We start from the raw sequence: 19,838 nt of genomic DNA on the forward strand, positions 1-19,838 counted from the left end.
CAATGGCAAAAGAACTGGAATTGAAATACGGCTGCAACCCCAATCAAAAACCTTCGCGCATTTTTATAGCCGAAGGGGAACTGCCGATTGAGGTGCTAAATGGCCGACCGGGCTATATTAATTTTCTGGATGCCCTAAACAGCTGGCAGCTGGTTAAAGAGCTTAAAGCAGCTACCGGGCTGCCTGCGGCGACATCGTTTAAGCATGTCAGTCCGGCGGGCGCGGCGGTAGGGTTGCCACTGGATGAGACACTGCGCAAGATTTATTTCACTGGCGACGAAGAACTTTCGCCGATCGCTTGTGCCTACGCGCGGGCTAGAGGCGCCGACCGTATGTCATCCTTCGGCGACTGGATTGCTCTTTCAGATGTCTGCGATATCACAGCGGCAAAGCTGATTCAGCATGAGGTCTCGGACGGCATTATCGCCCCTGGTTACACTGCCGAGGCGCTCGAAGTGTTAAAATCCAAACGTAAGGGCGGCTATAACATCGTCAAGATCGACCCGGATTATATCCCCGCGCCGGTTGAGCACAAGGATGTTTTCGGCATTACGTTCGAGCAGGGGAGAAACGAGCTGAAAATTAACGCTGACATGCTGGATAATGTCGTTACCAATAATAAGGAGCTGCCCGAAAACGCCAAGGTTGATCTGGTGTTGGCGCTGATCACACTCAAGTACACCCAGTCCAATTCGGTCTGCTACGCTAAGAGCGGACAGATCATCGGCGTGGGCGCAGGTCAGCAGTCGAGAATACACTGCACCCGTCTGGCGGGTAGCAAGGCAGATATCTGGTGGTTGCGTCAGCATCCCAAGGTGCTTGCGCTGTCGTTTAGATCCAATCTGGCACGCGCCAACCGCGACAATGCCATTGACGTTTATATATCGGACGATTATGAGGATGTGCTGGGCGCAGACGTTTGGGCCGATACCTTTACCGTATGCCCCGAGCCGCTGACGGCTGCCGAAAAGAAGGAATGGCTAACCAAGCTGACTGGGGTATCGCTAGGCAGTGACGCGTTTTTCCCATTCGGAGATAATATCGAACGCGCGCGCCGTAGCGGTGTTTGCTATGTCGCGCAGCCGGGTGGCTCCATCCGCGACGATCAGGTCATCGCCACCTGCAATAAGTACAACATCGCAATGGCGTTCACCGGCATCCGTTTGTTCCATCACTAAGTTTTAGGAGGCGCGCTTATGGATATTCTGGTTGTAGGCTCGGGCGGGCGGGAGCACGCCATCATTAAAAAGCTGAAGGAATCACCCAAAGCTGGGCGCATCTACGCGGCTCCCGGCAACGGTGGTATCGCCGCCGATGCCGAGTGTGTGGACATTAGAGCGACCGACATCGCAGGTGTGACAGCGTATGTAAAAGATAATGAGATCGACTTTGTTGTCGTTGCCCCCGATGATCCATTGGTACTTGGCATGGTGGATGCGCTTAATGAAGCGGGTATTCCCGCGTTCGGACCGACTGAGGCCGCTGCCGCCATCGAAGGCAGTAAGGTTTTTTCAAAATGGCTGATGAAAAAGTATGACATTCCCACCGCAGCGTATGAGTCGTTTGACGACGCGAATGCGGCGATTGCCTATTTAAAACAGCAGAACAAATACCCCGCGGTTATTAAAGCTGACGGCTTGGCGCTGGGCAAGGGTGTTGTCATTCCTGAAAGCGAGGAAGAGGCTGTCAAAGCCGTACGCGCGATGATGGAAGACGGCGCATTTGGCGAAAGCGGCCGCCGCGTCGTCATCGAGGAGTTTTTAACCGGTATCGAGGTTTCGGTGCTGGCCTTTACTGACGGCAACATTGTTGTGCCGATGGCCTCTTCGATGGATCACAAGCGGGCGCATGACAACGACGAGGGCCTTAACACCGGTGGCATGGGTACTATTGCACCCCATCCGATGTATACCCCCGAATTACAGGCACGCTGCATGGAAGAAATTTTTATGCCGACCATTCGGGCGATGAAACAGGAGAATCGCGAATTTCGCGGGTGCCTCTATTTTGGCTTGATGCTCTGTGCTGACGGCCCACGTGTGATCGAATACAACTGCCGTTTTGGCGATCCTGAAACACAGGTGGTGCTACCGCTGCTTGACGGCGATCTGCTCGATATTATGCAGGCGACTGCTGAGGGGCGGCTTGCAGATGTGAAAATTGGCCAGAAATCAGGTGCTGCCGCCTGTGTGATTATCGCCAGTGGTGGATACCCGGTCTCGTATCAAAAGGGCTACGCCATCCATGGACTGGATGAAAAGGGTGGCGCAGATGGTGTAACGGTGTATCACGCGGGCACGACGTTGGAAAACGGGGTTTTTAAGAACAACGGCGGGCGGGTGCTTGGTATGACCGCAACAGGTGACACGCTGAAGGACGCGCTGGATAAGGCATATGCTGCCACGGTAGGTATCGGCTTTGAAAACAGCTTTTACCGGAGCGATATCGGTAAAAAGGTGTTATAAATGGTCGATTGATGTGTATGCTGGTTGAAAACAAGCATATATTAAGCCGGGGTCACGTTTTAAAGCGTAGACCCGGTTATTATAGTGAATATGAAAAAAGTGCTGACGTTAATATATAGTCGTCAGCACTTTTTCTATTTGCGAAAGAGAATTTTTCGGATTCTAAACAGATATAGCATTGTAATATTGCGAAGCGTTAGTTCATAGATGGCAAAGAACAGATTACCTGCCCCCAACAGCAGCCAGCCGAATCCTCCGGTCAGTTCGTCCATCAAATAATACAGACCAAAAATATAGATTACAACAAAATATCCGGCAAGGATGGCAACATTAAAAATCGTAACTTTTAGCAACATGCGCAATAGCTTAAACTTCAAGCGGTCTAGCTTAAACTTTAAAATAGGGTAATAACCGAAAAAGGCTATAAACATCAACGCGGCCTCGCGGTCGGGCACCATGAGCAAGGAAAGCAGCGAGACAACGGCATAGGTAATGCCCGCCACCGGCAATCCCAGTTCCATCGCGATGGGAATCAGCGCGATGCCAGCTAGCGCAGGTATTGCATAGGTTGCAAAGGGAACCAACACTGTGCCTAGCATGATAACCAAGCAAAGCGCGGCGCTTAAGCCGCCCAGGGCGACCTGCGTACTACTTTTATGAGACACAGCAGCTATACCTCCTTAGAAGCAATAGCAGCGGCAGCAGGTGTTGCAAAGACAGTTGGCGCAAATCAGTGTTGAGCAAAGGCTGCAGGGGTCACAAGCGGAATAGGAGTAACCACCGCCGTGACCAAACTGGCGCTGCGCATTAATTCGCTCATAGGCGGCGCGGTACTCGTAATTTTGCGGGTCCATAGACACAGCTTTTTGCAGATAAGTCAGCGCATCTTCTAAAAAGCCGCGAGCCAGCAAGACATTGCCCTTTAAAAAATTCCACTCGGCGTCGCGCGAGGCAGCGGGCGTGCCGTCCAATAACTGCTCGGCATCAAAAATGCGGCCCGCATTGATCAAGCGGCGAATATCGGAAAACTGACCGCCGCCTTGATAGCCACCATAGCTGCCGCCACTGGGCCTTGACTGTGGTTGACCATAAAACCCACCCTGTGCTGAAGCATTTTTGCGCCGGTCCTGAATGGCATCATAAGCGGAGTTGATCTCCGACATCTTTTCAGAGGCCAAGTCGGCAAGCGGGCTGCCCGCATAATTATCAGGGTGATATTTTTTTGCAAGTGCACGATAGGCCTGTTTAATTTCATCATCGGTTGCAGAAGGGGGCACGCCCAGCACCTGATATGGATCATTCATGGTTATTTCCCCTTTCAAGCAAACGCTCCGCCGTGGCTGGCAGACCGAGAAAAATAATGTTATCAAGAATCTCTTTAAAATATCTGGGGGAGAGCAATGCGTAGGCGTTAGCCGCCTCGGCCATAGTCAGACGCAACATGGCGGCATGCTCGTCCGGATTCGGTTGTGATTTAAGCGGATTAAATCGATTGTGCCGAATATCGCCCTCTAAGTCGTCTATGGCGTCGCACAGATAGATAAACCGACCCAACATATAACCCAGACGCTTTAAAATGCGCTGGCTGGCGGGCTCGTCACTGATCATGCCGAGAATTTCTGAAAGCGCGGTAGCGGTTGGGTCACAGGACATGTCCACCGTGGCAGCGTTACCCAATGCCTCTACCTGCTGCTGTGCCAGTGTCATTTCGTGTGCCCGCTCGGCGGCGGTAGGCTGGACAACCCAAACCTTTTTTGCGGCGTTAGACGAAAATGGCAGTAGCATTCGCCAGCCTAAAGACATCGGAAAGCTTGAGTCGATTTTATTATCAAGACATTTTTCATGTAGTAAAAGTATTGCCATTTCGCAGGAAAATTCAACAGCGGAGGAATATTCCAGATGCGGCCGCTTTTTAACCGGGTTCAACGGACAATGCTGTGGTGCAAAAGCTGGCGTCTCGTCGCCCAGTGCAGCATAAAGCATAGCAATAAAGGTAAAGTCGTAGCTAAGTGTCAGACGTGCCACAGGACCAAAGCGTTTTGAAAGTCCGCGGCAAACACCGCAATAAACCGCTTTATAGGTATCCAGCTCACAAACCTTCAACTGAGGTTCCAGTGGCTTGATATAACCGAACAAAGCGTTTCCCCCAATCCACCTGTTAATTTAACATATCAATTTTACTGCAAACCCCGTTGTATGTCATGAAGAATTTATGAATTCGCCACTGGTTCTAAGATAATTCTTTGTGTTTTAAGGTTAAATTCTTTCAAAATTTTAAATAAAAATTAAAAACAAACACCGCATGCCTAGTGTAAAGGTATGCGGTGCTGCGTGTTTTATAGCGGCTTTTATGATGCCGTAGCAATGAGGTTTAACATCGCCAGCGCCAACGCATCCGCTGTCTTATGGATTTCAGTGAGGTTGCAGACGTTTTTAAATTCGGTCGGATTGGGCATAAAACCAATTTCGCAAAGAATACTCGGGGCATAGCGCATGCGGGTTACAGTGTAATAACTCCAGTCGGAGAAGCGGTAGTCGCGGGCATAGACATTGTCAGCGATACCGCGCGTCGCTGCCTCGGCAAAATCGCGACTAAATGGTTCATAATAATAGGCCTCGACACCGCTGTTGATGTTGGCGTCCTGTGATTCGGCCACGCTGTTGTGGTGTAGAGACATGAAAAAGTCCGGTAGGGTATTTTGCGCCGTTTCCATGCGGTCATAAAGCGAAAGGGTTGTGTCGCTGTCAGTGCGGGTCATGACCACCGTTGCGCCAAGCTGCTCCAAACGCTTTTTCAGCATCTGTGCATTCGCGAGGTTCACATCGCGCTCATAGGGGCCGGATGCTCCTAGCACCGACGGTGCGCCAGAGTCGGTGCCGCCGTGGCCAGGATCAAGCACCACGACAACGCCCGTCATTGGTTTGCCCGGTATATCCGAAATCTTGGGCGCGTACTTGGCGTAAAGTATAGCATCGTTGCCATGATTTAGAATATCGATACCCCAAACCTTTTTAGCGTCACGCGGGGTCAAGGTACAGGTTAGACCATTACCATCATTTGTCCATTGTATTTTTGAAAACAACGCGCTCTCTGTGGGTGGCGAATTGAGATTGACGGTTGCGTTAGCTTGGTGCAGCGTGACGGTGCAGCGGCCGTCCTCATCATCCACAAAGGTGTAGGGGACGCCGCCAAGGCCAGTCAGAACAAACTGTTCGGCGCGGTCGTTGTGCTGCTCACTGACGGCGGTCAGCACAAGCGGAGCAGCGACGCTGCTGTCCACGACTTCAACAGTAGCTTTTTTGATGTAGCCGCCGGAAGCAAGCGCATAATATTCACCCATCTGGTCGGTGATTTCTTCGACGACGCCGGCCTTGTAGACCGATTTATAGTTTCCTTCGGCGACCGATTCGTCGGGAAATACCGATGCCACAAATTCTGTTACGCGGATAAAGGCTGTCGCACCGTGTCCAAGCAAATAGACATTGCCACCCGAGACGGCTGTTTCGCCGCCCTCGATACGATAGGTGACAGGGCCGAGATTTTTAACTTCTTTATTCCCAGCACCATTTAGCGTCATGCTGCCAGAAAAAACGGCAGGCACATCGGGGTCTGCCACTGCATTTTGCTTTAACGCAACAGTGGTGTCGCCCAGTGTTGCTGTCACGGTTTTTCCCGCGGGAGCCACGCAACTGATGGCAAATTCCACACCGTTATAAGCAAGCAGCGAACTTCGGGGTGTCATGGCGGTCACATTGATGGTGGTCGCCGCCGGGCCGCTGCCGTCCGGTCGGGTGATAGTTACGGTCTCGCTTCTGTCGCCTTGTTGTAGTACAAAGGTATTATCACCGTATTTTAGAGAAACTAAAACGGCAAACACGCCGTCATTGGTGCTGCGCTCGATCGTCTGCCCATCCAGCGTCAACGGCAGGGCGGGGTCGGAGGTGCCTGTGATGCAATAGCTTGCGGTGTTTACGGTTATGGCGCTTGTCGGGCGCGTAACCGAGAGAGATTGCAACGGTGCATAATTTAATGCCGTTGGCTGATAGGCGTTATCGATCGCCGCAGAAGCGAGCAGGTCGCCCGCAAAATCGGTGCGACTCCGAGCGGCGCTATAGTTGGTAACCACTCGTGCGGCGACACCGCTTTGTACAGCGTCAAATCCTTGGGCCGAAAGCTGTACCGCTGAAAGCGCGCTGTTATTCAAGTCGATGACGGCGGTTAGTTTTTCGCCCGCAACACGTTGCCATTCTGCAAGGCGGTTGGCATAGCCGCTGTCGGTGGGGTTAACCTCAGCTTTAATTGTAGGTAGCACAATGTCAGAAAGGGCAATTGCTGCTGAATAATCCCCCTCAAGAGCGGCGTCGGGGAGCATGAGACCGATCTGTGTGCGACCGTCGATCGCTTCGCGGCAGCTTTGTATCAGGCTTGTTACTTCGCTTTGCATGTCATCGGTGGCGTGGGTGTTTTCAAGGATGATACCACCGAGTTCGTAACGCTTGGCCATAGCGCCCAAATCTTTTGCGTTAAGCTGAATGGTCTGTACATTATCGGGTGCAAGCAGATAATGCTCGCCGATAGAAGTTGTTAAAGAAGGGTCTTTTATAGCGGGATGTTTCTTAGCAAGTTGTGACAGATCGCCACCCAACGAATAAGGGTCAACCACGGCGTAGACTGAAAGCCCTTTTTTTGTGGCAGCTTTTATCATCTCTTTCATCGGGTCGAAAAGCGTAAACGTGCCCTGCTCTTTGAGTAAAAATTGGCTTCGGGGGAATATGGATGATTTGTAAAGTGATTCGCCTTCACTTCTTGCTTCAAAAAAAATTGCATTGTAGCCTGCGTTATGGGCGTACTGGATGATATCGTTTATTTCCTTTCGCAGTGCCTTGGTGGAAAGCTCCGGTTGGGAAGGAAAATCCTTGTTTTGATGTGATTTTACCATTAGACCGTTCAACGGCAATGCAGTCGTTATATCATTTGGGTCAAAGCTCAACCTGTTGCAGGCAGTTAGCGGGAGAACGCCGATGATTACCAACACTGCCAACAGCACAGAAATTGTTTTTTTCAATGGTATGCTCCTTATATAGGTTCTCACAGCTCAAAGTCGCTTGGGTCAAATTTAGCGAGTTTAGGTTGCGGTTTTGGAACACGGCTGAGTGGGTCATAGACAAATTTCCGGCAGGCATAATCCGGTGTGACGACACCGCGCCGCGCACACAAAATAGCGGATTGATCCTGCGTAAAGGTGCCATATTCACAATAGCTGCACGACGGTGTGATATTGTTGCCAAAAAGCTTGCGCTTAAACATTTTTCTACACTCCCTTGTTCTGGCGGCATTTTCGCAGCAGCATTCGAAAAAGTGTTAAAACGATGGGCGCCGTTACGCTGCCAACTGGCAAGCGGGGCGGTGTGACCAGGTTGTTTAGACATAAAATTTGTAGTGCTGCTCTAGTGTTATTTTAGCACAGATCAGGGATTCTCGCCAGCGGTCACCGCTTGATTTTTACGGTGGGAAACTCCAGCTTTTTTAGTGATATCAATAGCATAGCCACAATACAAACCGCGCCAAGAAGGCGATCACACGACCAAACAGCCATTGGCGGTGTTGTTCTGGCTATGGTTGAAATGACAGTTTTATCAAACATAAGCAGCGCTCGGAAAACAGCGGCGTTAAGCAGACCGGCCAGCAGACGCGCACGCCAGAATCCGTTTGCTGGAATAGAGGCTTGACGCGCCAGTGCAAGCACCTGAAATCCGACCGAAAATCCGCCAAAACCTATAAAAAATGCAAGAAGCAAAAGGCCGACCACGCCACCGAGTTGTGTGGCGATAGTGCAACCGAGCGTCACCTCTAAAATGGCAGCTAGTAATTTTAAGCGTGTGTCAAATGCATTTAAGAGCGAAAAGATGACCGAAAAGGCTAAGACAAATGCAAAGATGGTCAGCATAGCCGAAGCCGTGCCAGAAACAGCGGCGACAAAGGCATCAGCAAGGGAGTCGAGCCTTGTTCTGGGGGATGTGGGCGTAGTTTTCTGGTTGCTGCGGCAGAGCAGCGCACAGAGTATAAGCGAAGAAACCATCTGAGAAATGAGCAGCATTCCACCAATGTGGCGTGAGCCCAGCATCGACTGCCCCACGGCCAGCACTAAAAAGGCTGGGCCGGGGTTGACGCAGCAACGCAACATCCGTCCGGCGGCCTCGCGTGGCATCAGCTTTTGCTGCACCAGCGTGGTCAGCGTGTGTGCACCTGTTGGATAGCCGCCCAAAAAAGAGGCCAGCCAGACATCGCACAATGCATCGGGCAAACGCAGTAACCTAAATACGGGAGAGAGTAATTTTGCGGGCAATAAAAGCCCACCCGAAAGCGATAAAAATGACACCACAATCATGAACGGGAACAATGACGGCAGCAACACCTGCATACAGAGCCGTACCCCCTCGGTGATGCCCTGTGCAGCCACAGTGGGATGTGCAAAAAGCGCCGCAATCACTGCAAGACCAAATAAACCTGCTAATATCCGTTTCATTCACAACACCTCGCATCCTAACGCTATTCTATGGTTGCAAACAATCGCATATCACGGTTTGCCCGCCCATATAGTATTTTGAAGGAATGAAGTTGGAGGTGTTCAGGTTTGAAGCGAAGAATGAAACTGCAAACACCGGGTAAACAACCGATGAAAACCGCCATTTCTCGCGTGCTGGAACTGCCGGAAAGCACCCTAACGGGCGGGCTGCATATAGAGATGCATTCGAACCATGAGGCTGTGGTGGAAAACTGTCGTGGCGTGTTGGAATACACACCACAGATCATCCGCCTCATAGCGGGGGGCATGGTAATCAAATTTTCGGGACGGGGGCTGGCCATCGGCAGTCTCAACCGCAATATCACCGTCGTCTCGGGCGTTATTACCGCGGTTGAATTCTTGTTATGAGGTGCTGCTATGTTTTTCATCGTATTAGTCAGATGGCTGCGTGGCACGGTGACCTTTTTGATTACTGGTGCCTTTCCAGAAAAGCTGATAAACCTCTGTCTGCGCAATGGGCTGCCTGTCTGGGGCGTTAAACACCTGCCAGAAGGAATTGAGGCGAGCACCAACGCCGATCAATATCATCGCCTGCGGCCAATGGCGCGCCAGACCGGTACAAAAGTACGTATTGCCAAAAAGTCGGGTCTGTGGGTTTATCGGCACCGCTATCGCCGCCGAAAAGGTTTTCTGGCTGGGTTACTGTGCGCCCTATTGGTGCTGATAGCTGCCTCGCAGTTTATCTGGCGGGTGGATATTAATGGCTGTGTTACGATACCGGAAGAGGAGTTGCGCGTCGTATTGGAGGAGTTGGGTGTCAAACCGGGGGTGCGATCCGGCAAGATCGACGCGCGAACACTCCAGCAACAGCTACGACTCATTGATGGGCGCATTGCATGGATTGCCATTAACATCGTAGGCAGTACGGCTCAGATTGAACTGCGCGAGCGGGATATTCCACCCGACCCAATTGATCCGGATGAGCGGGTCGGTAACGTCGTTGCCACCTGCGACGGTCAGATTCGCTATATGGAGGTTTATGAGGGGCAGCCGGTTGTCAAAATTGGCGACACAGTTAGCGCTGGCGATATCATTGTCAGCGGCATTATGGAGGATCAGTATGGCAACCGCCAGTTTAAATATGCTCGGGCCAAGGTTCTGGCGCACAGTTATGAGGATCAGGACATAGCAGTGCCATTAAAGCAGCCGACATGGGTGCCAAACGGCAGTCCTAAAATCAAAAGCTATCTTGAATGGGGATCAATTCGCATACCGCTGTTTTTTCCGTTAAAAATGAAGGAGCAACCTTATTCAATAACATGGCAGCGAGAGACGCTGATTGCCTCCGAAAATCTTTCGGTTTTAAAGCGCACTACGACGCCAGTACAGCTCCAGACGAACGAAATCACCGAGTTAGAGGCCAAGGAATATGCTATGCGACAGTTAAACGCCCTGCGGGAGAACACCCCCGATTCAAAGGTTCTTACCCGGGAAATTGAGGGATGGTGTGAAAACGGCGTCTATTATCTAACCGAGCGCGCGTTGGTTGAAAAGGATATTGCAAGAGAAATGGAAATTCTACGACATTAAGGTCATTTTTTTACAGGTTTTCTGTGACAAATATCCATGAATGTGCTATACTTTTATAGTGTATAGATTGCCCAAGAAGGCACTACGTTCAATGGGTACTCTGTGCGGCTGCCCGGCCTTTAAAAGGTGCGGGACGTTATTTTGATGGATGCCATCTTTGGCAGAATGGATGATGAAATGATTGAACAGCTGATCAATGTTGAACGAATGGAGCATACTCTGGCACTGTTTGGCAGCTTTGACTCCAACGTCAGGCTGATAGAGGAGACCTACGGCGTCAGCATCCTTTTGCGCGGCACCGACATTAAAGTCACCGGCGAGGCGGAGCAGGTCTGCCTCGCCGTTAAGGTTATCGAGGCGCTGATATCGCTGATTAACACCGGCGAGGCGCTCACCGACCAGAATATTCACTACGTCATGTCGCTAGTCAGCGATGGGCAGGAGGAAAAGGTCGTCCAGCTCACCGACGAAGTGATCTGTATTACGGCAAAAGGCCGACCGTTAAAAGCAAAAACTCTTGGTCAAAAGAAATATGTTGATGCTATCCGCAAAAATACCATCACGTTTGGTGTCGGTCCTGCGGGTACCGGCAAAACCTATCTGGCGGTGGCGATGGCGGTGCGAGCCTTTCGGGCACACGACATCAATCGCATTATTTTGACCCGCCCGGCTGTCGAAGCGGGTGAGAAGCTCGGCTTTCTGCCCGGTGATCTGCAAAACAAGGTCGACCCTTATCTCAGGCCGCTTTACGATGCACTCTTTGACATGCTTGGGGCTGAAAATTATCAGCGCTATGTCGAGCGCGGCAATATCGAGGTGGCACCGCTTGCCTATATGCGTGGCAGAACGCTCGATGATTCGTTCATCATTTTGGACGAGGCACAGAACACAACGCCTGAGCAGATGAAAATGTTGTTAACCCGTCTGGGGCAGAATTCCAAGGCGGTTATCACTGGCGACATTACCCAAATTGACCTCGCAGATAAAAAATCCGGTCTGGTGGAGGCTGTGCGCGTATTGAAGAATATCAACGGCATTGATATTGTCCACCTTTCTGAAAAAGATGTGGTGCGCCACCGCCTTATTCAAGAGATTATCAAGGCATATGAACGTTATTACAACAACCCGCCGTCAAGGCATTAGGACGCTTTAAATTTGGGAGGAAACACGATTGGCTAAGGCAAAAGTATATATTTCAAACCGACAAAAGAAGATTAAAATGCCCACGGGTGCGCGCCTGCTGATTAAACGCTGCTGCAATGCGGTGCTGACTGCCGAGGAAATGGAAGCGTCCGCTGAAATCAGCGTCAGCCTTGTGGATAATGAAAGCATTCGGGAATTAAACGCCTCTTACCGAAACAAGGATTCAGCAACCGATGTGCTATCCTTCCCAATGGGCGAAAAAGGGAACTACGATATCAACGAGGAGACAGGTGCCAGCATTTTAGGTGACATCGTCATTTCGATGGAGCGTGCAGTAGAACAGGCGCGCCTTTATGGCCATTCGCTTGAGCGCGAGCTCGGTTTTTTAACCGTACATTCCATGTTCCATCTGCTGGGTTATGACCACGAAACCGACGGCATTCAGGCGCGTATTATGCACGAAAAGGAAGAGGCGGTGCTTCAGGGCCTGGGACTTTCCCGGGATGAAACCTTTATCACCAGGGAAGAGGAAATTTAAATGACCAAGAATATTTTTGTGTCGATTGTCGGCCGGCCCAACGTCGGCAAATCGTCGCTTTTAAACCGTCTGTTGGGTGAGAAGATTGCGATTGTTTCGGACAAGCCCCAAACGACCAGAAACCGCATCACAGGCGTGCTGACCGAAGGGGAGACACAGTACGTCTTTATCGATACGCCAGGGCTGCACAAGCCGAAATCGAAGCTTGGTCAGTTTATGGTCAAACAGGCGGGCGCATCCGTTTCTGACGTGGATGCCGTCATTCTGGTGACCGAGTGGGATGGCAGCGTAACCACCGCCGAAAAGCAGCTGGTCGAAAGCATTAAAAGTAGCCGAGTGCCTGCTGTGCTGGCTATTAACAAGGTGGATGCATTAGCGCAAAAAGAGTTGATGTTAAAGAAAATTGCCGAGTTTGCAAGTCTTTGCACTTTTGACGCGGTTGTGCCAATTTCAGCGCTAAAAGGCGAGGGTGTCGCGACACTTTTAAAGGAACTGGAGCCTTTTTGCTGTGAGGGAGAACACTTTTTCCCCGATGATACACTGACCGACCAGCCCGAGCGCGCGGTGGTGGCAGAAATTATTCGCGAAAAATTGCTGCGGAATATGCGCGATGAAATTCCACATGGCACAGCGGTTGTCATCGAGAAGATGAGCGAGCGTGAAGACGGCAGCCTCATCGACATTGATGCAACCATCGTCTGTGAGCGCGACGCGCACAAGGGCATTATTATTGGCAAGCACGGCACAATGCTTAAAAAAATCGCAACTGAGGCACGGCTTGATATTGAACGCTTTTTGGATGTACGTATCAATTTACAGTGCTGGGTCAAGGTGCGAGAGGGTTGGCGTGACAGTGACACCCAACTTAAAAATTTCGGGTTTCGGGAGCAATAAATAGTTTCCAAGTCCGTTTGCGGTAAAGATCCGCAATATATTCATTATTGAAATTATTGTTATATGGACAGACGGCAAAAAATCTTCATCTGTCCACTCACTCAAATTTAAGAAGTTGTCTATTAACGAAATATTTCCGACGATAATTTCAATTGTCCCGGAAAAACTAATTTCGGAGGCGATTTATGATGGACAACACAAAAGCCTGGGAAGCATTTTTTAGCACCGGTCTCGTTTGTGATTATCTGCAGTATGCAGCAGAAAGCCGTCAGACAAAGCCGATGCAAGACGGTTTAGTGCGACAGAATGAAAACAAAGGGGAGATAAAAACGCCATGCAGTGTGTCACGCACGGAATAATCATTCGTGCCAAATCGGTAGGCAACGATCGTTTGCTCACCATTTTGACCAGTGATTATGGCGTTATTTCAGCCGCCGCGCGGGGAGCAAACAAACCCCGCGGTCGGCTGACCTCTTCTACCGAGTTGTTTTGTTATTCCAAGATGGTGCTATTCCGTTACAGGGACAGCAACACCGTCGATTCTGCGGAGGTTGAGCAATCTTTTTTTGCGCTACGGCAGAATATTGTGGCGCTCTCGCTCGCCTCTTACATAGCTGAGCTTTGTTGTGAGCTTGCCCCCCCCGAAGAGGCCGCCCCCGAATACCTACGGTTGGTTTTAAACACGCTGCACTTACTGAGCAAGGGCAAAAAATCAGTGTGGCTTTTAAAGCCGGTTTTTGAGCTACGGCTCATGACTATGGCGGGGTTTATGCCCGATTTAACCGGCTGCGCGGTTTGCGGCGAATTTGGCGAGCAAGATGGGGAACACATGTGCTTTTCAATCGAGACGGGCGCACTTTACTGCCAAAACTGCAATAATCCCGAGTTTCGGGCCGAACCGATATCGGAAGGAGTACTTGCGGCGATGCGTCACATCATTTACAGCCCCGTTGAGAAACTGTTCTCCTTCTCGCTGCCGGAAGAAGGGCTGCGTATCTTAACACGTATTTGTGAAAGCTACATGCTCTACCACCTTCAGAAACAATATCGTTCGCTGGGGTTTTTCTATTCTGTTGCGGAATAATATTTTGCGGCAGAGTGGATGTAACTGCAGCTTGTCAAAAGCTTTGTTTTGGCTCTTTAAGTCACCTTATGAACGCACCCCAATGTGTCAAAGCTTGCAAGGCTTGCTTGATAGCTGTGGTTTTTCGGAGGACTTTTTATGATTTTATCAAAACATATAACGACACTGGAGCTGCCGCGCGTACTCGAACAGCTGGCCGACTGTACCAGTTGCGACGACAGCAGGCGGCTGGCACTTTCAATTGAGCCGGTTTGCCAGTATGAAAAAGCGGTCAGACTTTTAAACCTGACGGTGGCAGCAAACACCCTGTCTAATAAATACGGCTACCCGGTCATTTATCGCATGGTCAACTGCGCGGGGGCGTTAAAGCGCGCCCAGCTAGGTAGCAGGCTTTCTCTGCGCGAGTTGCTGGATATCACGCTTGTGCTGCGCACCATGCGGTCATTAGATAGTTGGAAACAGCAGTCTAAAGAGATACAAACCGCTTTGGATAGCCTGTTTGAATGTTTGTTTCTCGAACGCAGTTTAGAGAATCGTCTGACTTCTGCCATCGTCTCGGAGGAGGAGCTGGATGATAATGCGTCGGCGTTGCTGTCCGATCTGCGCCGCAATATCCGTAGCACAGGGCTTCGGGTACGTAGCCAGCTGGATAACATGATCCGCTCGACCACCTATCAGAAATATTTGCAGGAGTCAATTATCACCATTCGAGATGGGCGGTTTGTCATTCCGGTTAAGGCCGAGTATAAAAATGACGTCAAAGGTCTGGTGCACGATACATCTTCTAGCGGTGCGACCTATTTTATCGAGCCGATGAGTGTTGTCGAGCTTAACAACGAAATTCGCGTACTGCAAAGTAAGGAGCAGCAGGAGGTTGACCGCATCATCGCGGAGCTGTCGGCACTGGTCGGCGAACATGCCGATGCCATTTTGTCGGGTTACGATGCGGCGGTTACGCTCGACCTTTACTTCGCCAAGTCGCGGCTTGGCGACCGGATGCGTGCCTACATCCCTACACTGACAGATAGCGGAGAAACGGTGCTTAAAAAAGCGCGCCACCCGATGATCGAGTATGAGCGCGCTGTACCCATCGATATTGCCGTGGGCAGGGATTACGATACACTTGTCATCACCGGCCCAAACACCGGCGGTAAGACGGTTGCGATTAAAACGCTGGGCCTGTTGACGTTGATGGCAATGTGTGGGCTGATGCTGCCGGCCTCAAGCGACAGTATTGTCTCGGTCTATGATCAGGTGCTTGCCGACATCGGTGACGAGCAGTCGATTGAGCAAAGCTTGTCCACTTTTTCGTCCCATATGGTCAACATCATTGCTATTACCGAGACGGCTAACTGGCGCTCGCTTGTGTTGCTAGATGAGCTGGGTGCGGGTACCGATCCGGTTGAGGGCGCGGCGCTGGCGGTTTCGATTATTGAGACATTGCGGAAAAAAGGTGCAAAAGTTGCCGCTACCACCCATTATTCCGAAATCAAGATGTATGCACTTGAAACCGATGGTGTTGAAAACGCCAGCTGTGAGTTTGACGTGGCTTCGCTGCGGCCCACTTATCGGCTGCTCACTGGCATTCCGGGGCGTTCCAATGCGTTTTTAATCAGTGAGCGGCTTGGCCTGTCTATGGATATCATCGAACGTGCCAGATACTTTGTTTCAGCCGAGAACACCCGCTTTGAAGATGTCGTCACCGAGCTGGAAGCTACCCGTCAGCAGCTAGAGCAGGAAAAGCTCGCCGCAAAAAAGCTGAGGGAGGAGGCCGAGCAGATTCGGCGCGATTCACTTCAGACGCAGAAACGGCTGGAACAAAGCACCGAAAAAGAGATGGCTCGCGCCCGTGAACAGGCTAAGCGTATTATCGAAGAAACGCGGCTACAGGCCGATATCCTGTTTGAAGAACTGGACGCCATTAAGAAGGAAAAGGATAAGGATGCTTTTTCGGATTTATTGATGCGCGCCAAGCGGGATTATCGCGGCGCAATGAAGGACTTGGAGCGTGTTTCAGATCCTGTCTCTGCCAAGAGCGCCGCAGAAGGTGACTACGTTTTGCCGCGTCCGCTTGAAAAGGGCGACATTGTTTTTGTTCGCATTTTGAACAAAGAGGGCATCGTACTCAAAAAGCCCGAGGGTCAGTCGGTGCTGGTGCAGGCAGGACTGATTAAAACCTCGGTTCCTATTTCTGAGATTATGCTCGGTGGGCAGAAGAAGGAGCAAAAGCCACGCGGTAAGGGTGCCGTTGGCATACGGGGCGTGGCTTCACGTGCCACCCGTGATATAAAAACCCAACTGGATTTGCGCGGGCAGGATTCTGAGCAGGCCATATTGGAACTTAACGCCTTTATCGATAGTGCCGTCATGTCAGGTGTGCAAACAGTGCGCATTATTCACGGCAAGGGAACGGGGGTTCTGCGCGCGGCCGTTGCACAGCGGCTAAAGAACCACCGCAATGTTGCCAGTTTTAGACTGGGTCGCTATGGTGAAGGTGAGAACGGTGTTACAATTGCAGAAATAAAATAGCAGGTTTTTCTGTAAATATTTCTATTAAGCGACAAATTTTATGGTTTCAAGCCAAAATCAGTGGACATTCTATCAAATCATATGTTAAAATATGAACGTTATTATCGGATAAATTTTACTATATGCATTGCATGGCTTTAAGATATGAGGAGGGGCATTTGAATGGTTGCAAGAGGCGGTTTTACTCAGGCGATGCGCGATTTAATAGGTGATGCCGCGGAGAAGTTGGATGTTTCTACCGATGAAGCGCGTCTTTATCCGGAGCAGTATAATAAGAACAGCTCGCAGAAGGAAATGACTACCAGCAGCCCGGCGATGGCGCTAACCCCACAGAGTACATTGGGAACAATTGGCGCAGACGCATTTAAAGTCCCAGAGATAAAGGAGGAGCCCGTCATGGAAAAAGCAGCCCCTGTCACAGCTGAAGAAATTACTTCTACCACTACCATTTCAAAGGGTACCGTCATCAAGGGTGACATTATTTCCGACGGCGATATTGAGCTGTGCGGTAGCCTGAACGGCAATCTCAAGACCAAAGGCAGTTTGCGGGTTAGCGGCGGGCTGATTGGCGATGCAGCGGCCCAAGAAATGACTTTTTTGAACAGTGAAGTGCGTGGTAGTATGACCTGTACGACAGAGGTGACCATTGACGAATCCTCGGTGCTTTATGGCAATGTACAGGCAGAGAGCATTGTATTAAACGGTAAAATCCGCGGCAATATCAAGGTTAAAAAGGGCGCAGTTTTGCAAGATAGTGCTGTGCTGTGGGGCAATCTGGAAGCAGGTTCAATTTCGATTGATCAGGGCGCAAAGCTCGAGGGTGAAGTTAAGATTATCTTTGACAAGGCCTGCAAGGATCTTTTCGACGATAAAATTTCCGTCGGCGGTACGAGACCGGCTGCGACTGCTACGCAGAACACGCAGTCGACTGTGGCTACCGCACCTTCCGCTACACCGGTTTCTTCTCCTGTTGCTTCGGCCACTGCTGCATCAACTGCCTCTGCAACGGCCCAGAACCCGGCACTCAATGCTTTACGAAACTCCATCAACAACGCTTCGGCTGGTTCTAAAACACCGTTTAATGTTTAAAGCGCGGTTGCGTACATAAATATAATATTCTGTGACGATTAACCCCCGGTCGTTTGATTTCCTGTCAATCGGCCGGGGGTTTAACTGCACACAATTCTATTTTTAGCAATGAATAGCAACATCCAACCGTATTGCAAAGTAGCGATTCTTCCTTCCGGCCGAGTTTTACTTGCCAGCCTTATAAAAGGAGTATCTTTGTATGAAAGAAACAAAGCGAAAAAATATTCTTGATTTGCCCTACAGCTTGCACGATGCGCATGTGAATCGCATTGATATCGTACCTGAACAGGTGACGTTATGGTTTGACGCGGGGTTTTATAAACCGATGAATGGTGACGGTCTACCGGTGAAAGGATATGTCACGTTTGAAGATGTTGATTTTGATTTTTGTTATGCTTATCTTATGGATTCGACAATCGACTGTGGACAATTTACAGGTAAAAAATTCGTTTTAACTCAATTTGCAAAGTGCTTTCCGAATATAGATTTTGAGATTATAGATGAAACCTATGGTTATAATCAATCGAAATTTTCAGGCTTTTTTTATGAGGGAGAAAAAGTAAAGGAATGTATCATTGAAATTTATCATTTTGGGGCGATGACCTATCTAACGGAGGAATAACTGCTTAAAGCTCCGGCCGCCCCCATTGTTAAACGGGAACGGCCGGGAATTTTAGAATAAGCTGAACTTCTCGCTGGATACTGCATCAATTATCGCGCCATATTGGCTAATTTACGTTAAACCGTGCGACTGGCGATATTGCGCCAACAACAGATCTACCATTCTGCCGTAGCTTTGAGTACCGTCCGCAAGGTTATTCGCTTTTAAATAAGTATCGTTAATGGTGTTTGAAGCCTTGGAGGCAGGAGTGTTATAATACTTGACCCAATATTGATGTATTGCAGCCATGTCATTGGCCAGAGCCGGGCTGTATTTTTCCCGCAGGGCAAAATAACGTTGGCTGTCTGCGCGATAAAGGGCGTTCATGCTTTGCATAAGCGCCACATATAAGCCGCTATATTGCAGGTTGATATCCGACGATTTTAAGCAGGCAAGATACCCAATAAAGTTGGCTTCATCTTCGCGCATAAACCCACAGGTGTGCGCCAGCTCATGACAGGCGGTGAACGCCATTTCGGCCGGTGGCATATGTACATTGACGTTTGCTTCAGCTGTATAGGGGAAATAAAAACCGGTCAGATTGAAAATTGAAAGAATTTCCGAAAACAACATCGGTTTTGGCGATCCAAGTGCCTTGCCCAAAAAGGGGTAGTCTGCATCTAGCATGTTGAAGGCCTCGAGAGCCTTTTGCGATAGCTCTGAGAACGGCTTGTCAATCTCATTTACCAGTAGACGTGCGGCGTTGGTTTTTTCAATCAGCTCGTTACAAAGGGCTTCAAGCTCAGAAACGCTGGACGCTCTAATCACCAGCCCCGACTGATCGGCAAAGGTTAATCGGTAGTAATTTGGCGCGCAGGTTAGCGTAAATAGCAACAATATCAGCGCGAGCAACGCTGCGGTTACGCGCAGATAAATTCCCACAAGCTTTAAGCGCTGTGGATAAATAAACAACAGTACCGGTAGCGCCAAAATAGCTAGTGCCACAGTGGCTGATAGCCCCCACAGGATAATGCCCGCTAGTGAAAAGGGGAGATGGCGGCTGATTAAACCGGATAAATACGAAATTTTGCGGAATATATTACGCGAATAAATCGATTCGATAAATGTGGCGGGCAACACACGGATCAGCAGCAGTAAAATAGCGCTGATAGCTAAAAGAATAAGGCTTATTTTAAATGTGCGTATGTACTTGAGGATTCGGTAAAAAGGTTTTTGCCGTGGGATAAAAATTGTTCTGCTGCCCATTGCGCTAAAATCCTTTCTGGGGTATTCTAAAACCCCCACACCTTGGGCGATTCTCCTTAAAAAGCTAACCGCTTGCTTTTAGCGAAGTTCTGTTGATTTTAAATTTTAAGAA

General features: G+C 49.9%; 19 protein-coding genes. 12 read left to right on the forward strand and 7 right to left on the reverse strand.

Going from position 1 to position 19,838, the window contains the following annotated elements:
• The first annotated feature begins 2 nt into the window (after positions 1–2).
• Positions 3–1,178, forward strand: a complete 1,176-nt coding sequence (locus RBH76_01610; GenBank protein ID WMJ84145.1) for a phosphoribosylaminoimidazolecarboxamide formyltransferase — start codon at positions 3–5, stop codon at positions 1,176–1,178.
• Between the two features lie 18 nt (positions 1,179–1,196).
• Positions 1,197–2,465, forward strand: coding sequence for a phosphoribosylamine--glycine ligase (gene purD, locus RBH76_01615; GenBank protein WMJ84146.1), 1,269 nt, complete (start codon positions 1,197–1,199; stop codon positions 2,463–2,465).
• Positions 2,466–2,599: 134 nt separating this feature from the next.
• Here the strand turns inward: purD and RBH76_01620 are convergent, their stop codons facing one another.
• The 6 genes from RBH76_01620 to RBH76_01645 form a co-directional block, all read right to left on the reverse strand.
• Positions 2,600–3,130 carry a hypothetical protein gene (locus RBH76_01620; protein WMJ84147.1) on the reverse strand — a complete coding sequence of 177 codons (531 nt, stop codon included), beginning with the start codon at positions 3,128–3,130 and terminating at the stop codon, positions 2,600–2,602.
• Between the two features lie 15 nt (positions 3,131–3,145).
• Positions 3,146–3,769 (reverse strand): DnaJ domain-containing protein, encoded by a 624-nt coding sequence (locus tag RBH76_01625; protein WMJ84148.1) that lies wholly within the window; start codon positions 3,767–3,769, stop codon positions 3,146–3,148.
• Entirely contained in the window at positions 3,762–4,601 is an 840-nt protein-coding gene (locus RBH76_01630) for a DUF5685 family protein (protein ID WMJ84149.1), read from the reverse strand. The genes RBH76_01625 and RBH76_01630 overlap by 8 nt, the downstream gene beginning before the upstream one ends.
• Positions 4,602–4,813: 212 nt before the next feature.
• Positions 4,814–7,531: an N-acetylmuramoyl-L-alanine amidase gene (locus tag RBH76_01635; GenBank protein WMJ84150.1), complete on the reverse strand. Its 2,718-nt coding sequence runs from the start codon at positions 7,529–7,531 to the stop codon at positions 4,814–4,816.
• Positions 7,532–7,554: 23 nt separating this feature from the next.
• The gene (locus RBH76_01640; GenBank protein WMJ84151.1) at positions 7,555–7,773 is read right to left on the reverse strand and encodes a hypothetical protein; all 219 of its coding nucleotides are present in this window, start codon (positions 7,771–7,773) and stop codon (positions 7,555–7,557) included.
• A 181-nt stretch (positions 7,774–7,954) separates the two neighbouring features.
• Positions 7,955–8,992: a hypothetical protein gene (locus RBH76_01645; protein WMJ84152.1), complete on the reverse strand. Its 1,038-nt coding sequence runs from the start codon at positions 8,990–8,992 to the stop codon at positions 7,955–7,957.
• A 108-nt stretch (positions 8,993–9,100) separates the two neighbouring features.
• On the opposite strand from RBH76_01645, the gene RBH76_01650 reads away from it, so the two are divergent.
• From RBH76_01650 to RBH76_01695, 10 genes are all read left to right on the forward strand, one after another.
• Positions 9,101–9,400: a YabP/YqfC family sporulation protein gene (locus RBH76_01650; GenBank protein ID WMJ84153.1), complete on the forward strand. Its 300-nt coding sequence runs from the start codon at positions 9,101–9,103 to the stop codon at positions 9,398–9,400.
• 9 nt (positions 9,401–9,409) lie between these two features.
• Positions 9,410–10,582 (forward strand): sporulation protein YqfD, encoded by a 1,173-nt coding sequence (locus RBH76_01655; GenBank protein ID WMJ84154.1) that lies wholly within the window; start codon positions 9,410–9,412, stop codon positions 10,580–10,582.
• A 177-nt stretch (positions 10,583–10,759) separates the two neighbouring features.
• Positions 10,760–11,725: a PhoH family protein gene (locus tag RBH76_01660; protein ID WMJ85181.1), complete on the forward strand. Its 966-nt coding sequence runs from the start codon at positions 10,760–10,762 to the stop codon at positions 11,723–11,725.
• 28 nt (positions 11,726–11,753) lie between these two features.
• Positions 11,754–12,263 (forward strand): rRNA maturation RNase YbeY, encoded by a 510-nt coding sequence (ybeY, locus tag RBH76_01665; protein ID WMJ84155.1) that lies wholly within the window; start codon positions 11,754–11,756, stop codon positions 12,261–12,263.
• The gene (gene era / locus RBH76_01670) at positions 12,264–13,157 is read left to right on the forward strand and encodes a GTPase Era (GenBank protein ID WMJ84156.1); all 894 of its coding nucleotides are present in this window, start codon (positions 12,264–12,266) and stop codon (positions 13,155–13,157) included.
• A gap of 185 nt (positions 13,158–13,342) precedes the next feature.
• Complete coding sequence (locus tag RBH76_01675) at positions 13,343–13,516, forward strand: hypothetical protein (protein WMJ84157.1); 174 nt, start codon at positions 13,343–13,345, stop codon at positions 13,514–13,516.
• The gene (recO, locus tag RBH76_01680; protein WMJ84158.1) at positions 13,492–14,241 is read left to right on the forward strand and encodes a DNA repair protein RecO; all 750 of its coding nucleotides are present in this window, start codon (positions 13,492–13,494) and stop codon (positions 14,239–14,241) included. The genes RBH76_01675 and recO overlap by 25 nt, the downstream gene beginning before the upstream one ends.
• 138 nt (positions 14,242–14,379) lie before the next feature.
• Positions 14,380–16,770, forward strand: a complete 2,391-nt coding sequence (locus RBH76_01685; protein WMJ84159.1) for an endonuclease MutS2 — start codon at positions 14,380–14,382, stop codon at positions 16,768–16,770.
• A 162-nt stretch (positions 16,771–16,932) separates the two neighbouring features.
• Complete coding sequence (locus tag RBH76_01690; GenBank protein WMJ84160.1) at positions 16,933–17,859, forward strand: polymer-forming cytoskeletal protein; 927 nt, start codon at positions 16,933–16,935, stop codon at positions 17,857–17,859.
• A gap of 199 nt (positions 17,860–18,058) precedes the next feature.
• Positions 18,059–18,481: a hypothetical protein gene (locus RBH76_01695; GenBank protein ID WMJ84161.1), complete on the forward strand. Its 423-nt coding sequence runs from the start codon at positions 18,059–18,061 to the stop codon at positions 18,479–18,481.
• A gap of 111 nt (positions 18,482–18,592) precedes the next feature.
• Here the strand turns inward: RBH76_01695 and RBH76_01700 are convergent, their stop codons facing one another.
• Positions 18,593–19,765, reverse strand: a complete 1,173-nt coding sequence (locus tag RBH76_01700) for a DUF3810 domain-containing protein (GenBank protein WMJ84162.1) — start codon at positions 19,763–19,765, stop codon at positions 18,593–18,595.
• Between the last annotated feature and the right edge of the window lie 73 nt (positions 19,766–19,838).

This window comes from Oscillospiraceae bacterium MB24-C1 (assembly GCA_030913685.1).
Lineage (GTDB): Bacteria > Bacillota > Clostridia > Oscillospirales > Ruminococcaceae > Yanshouia.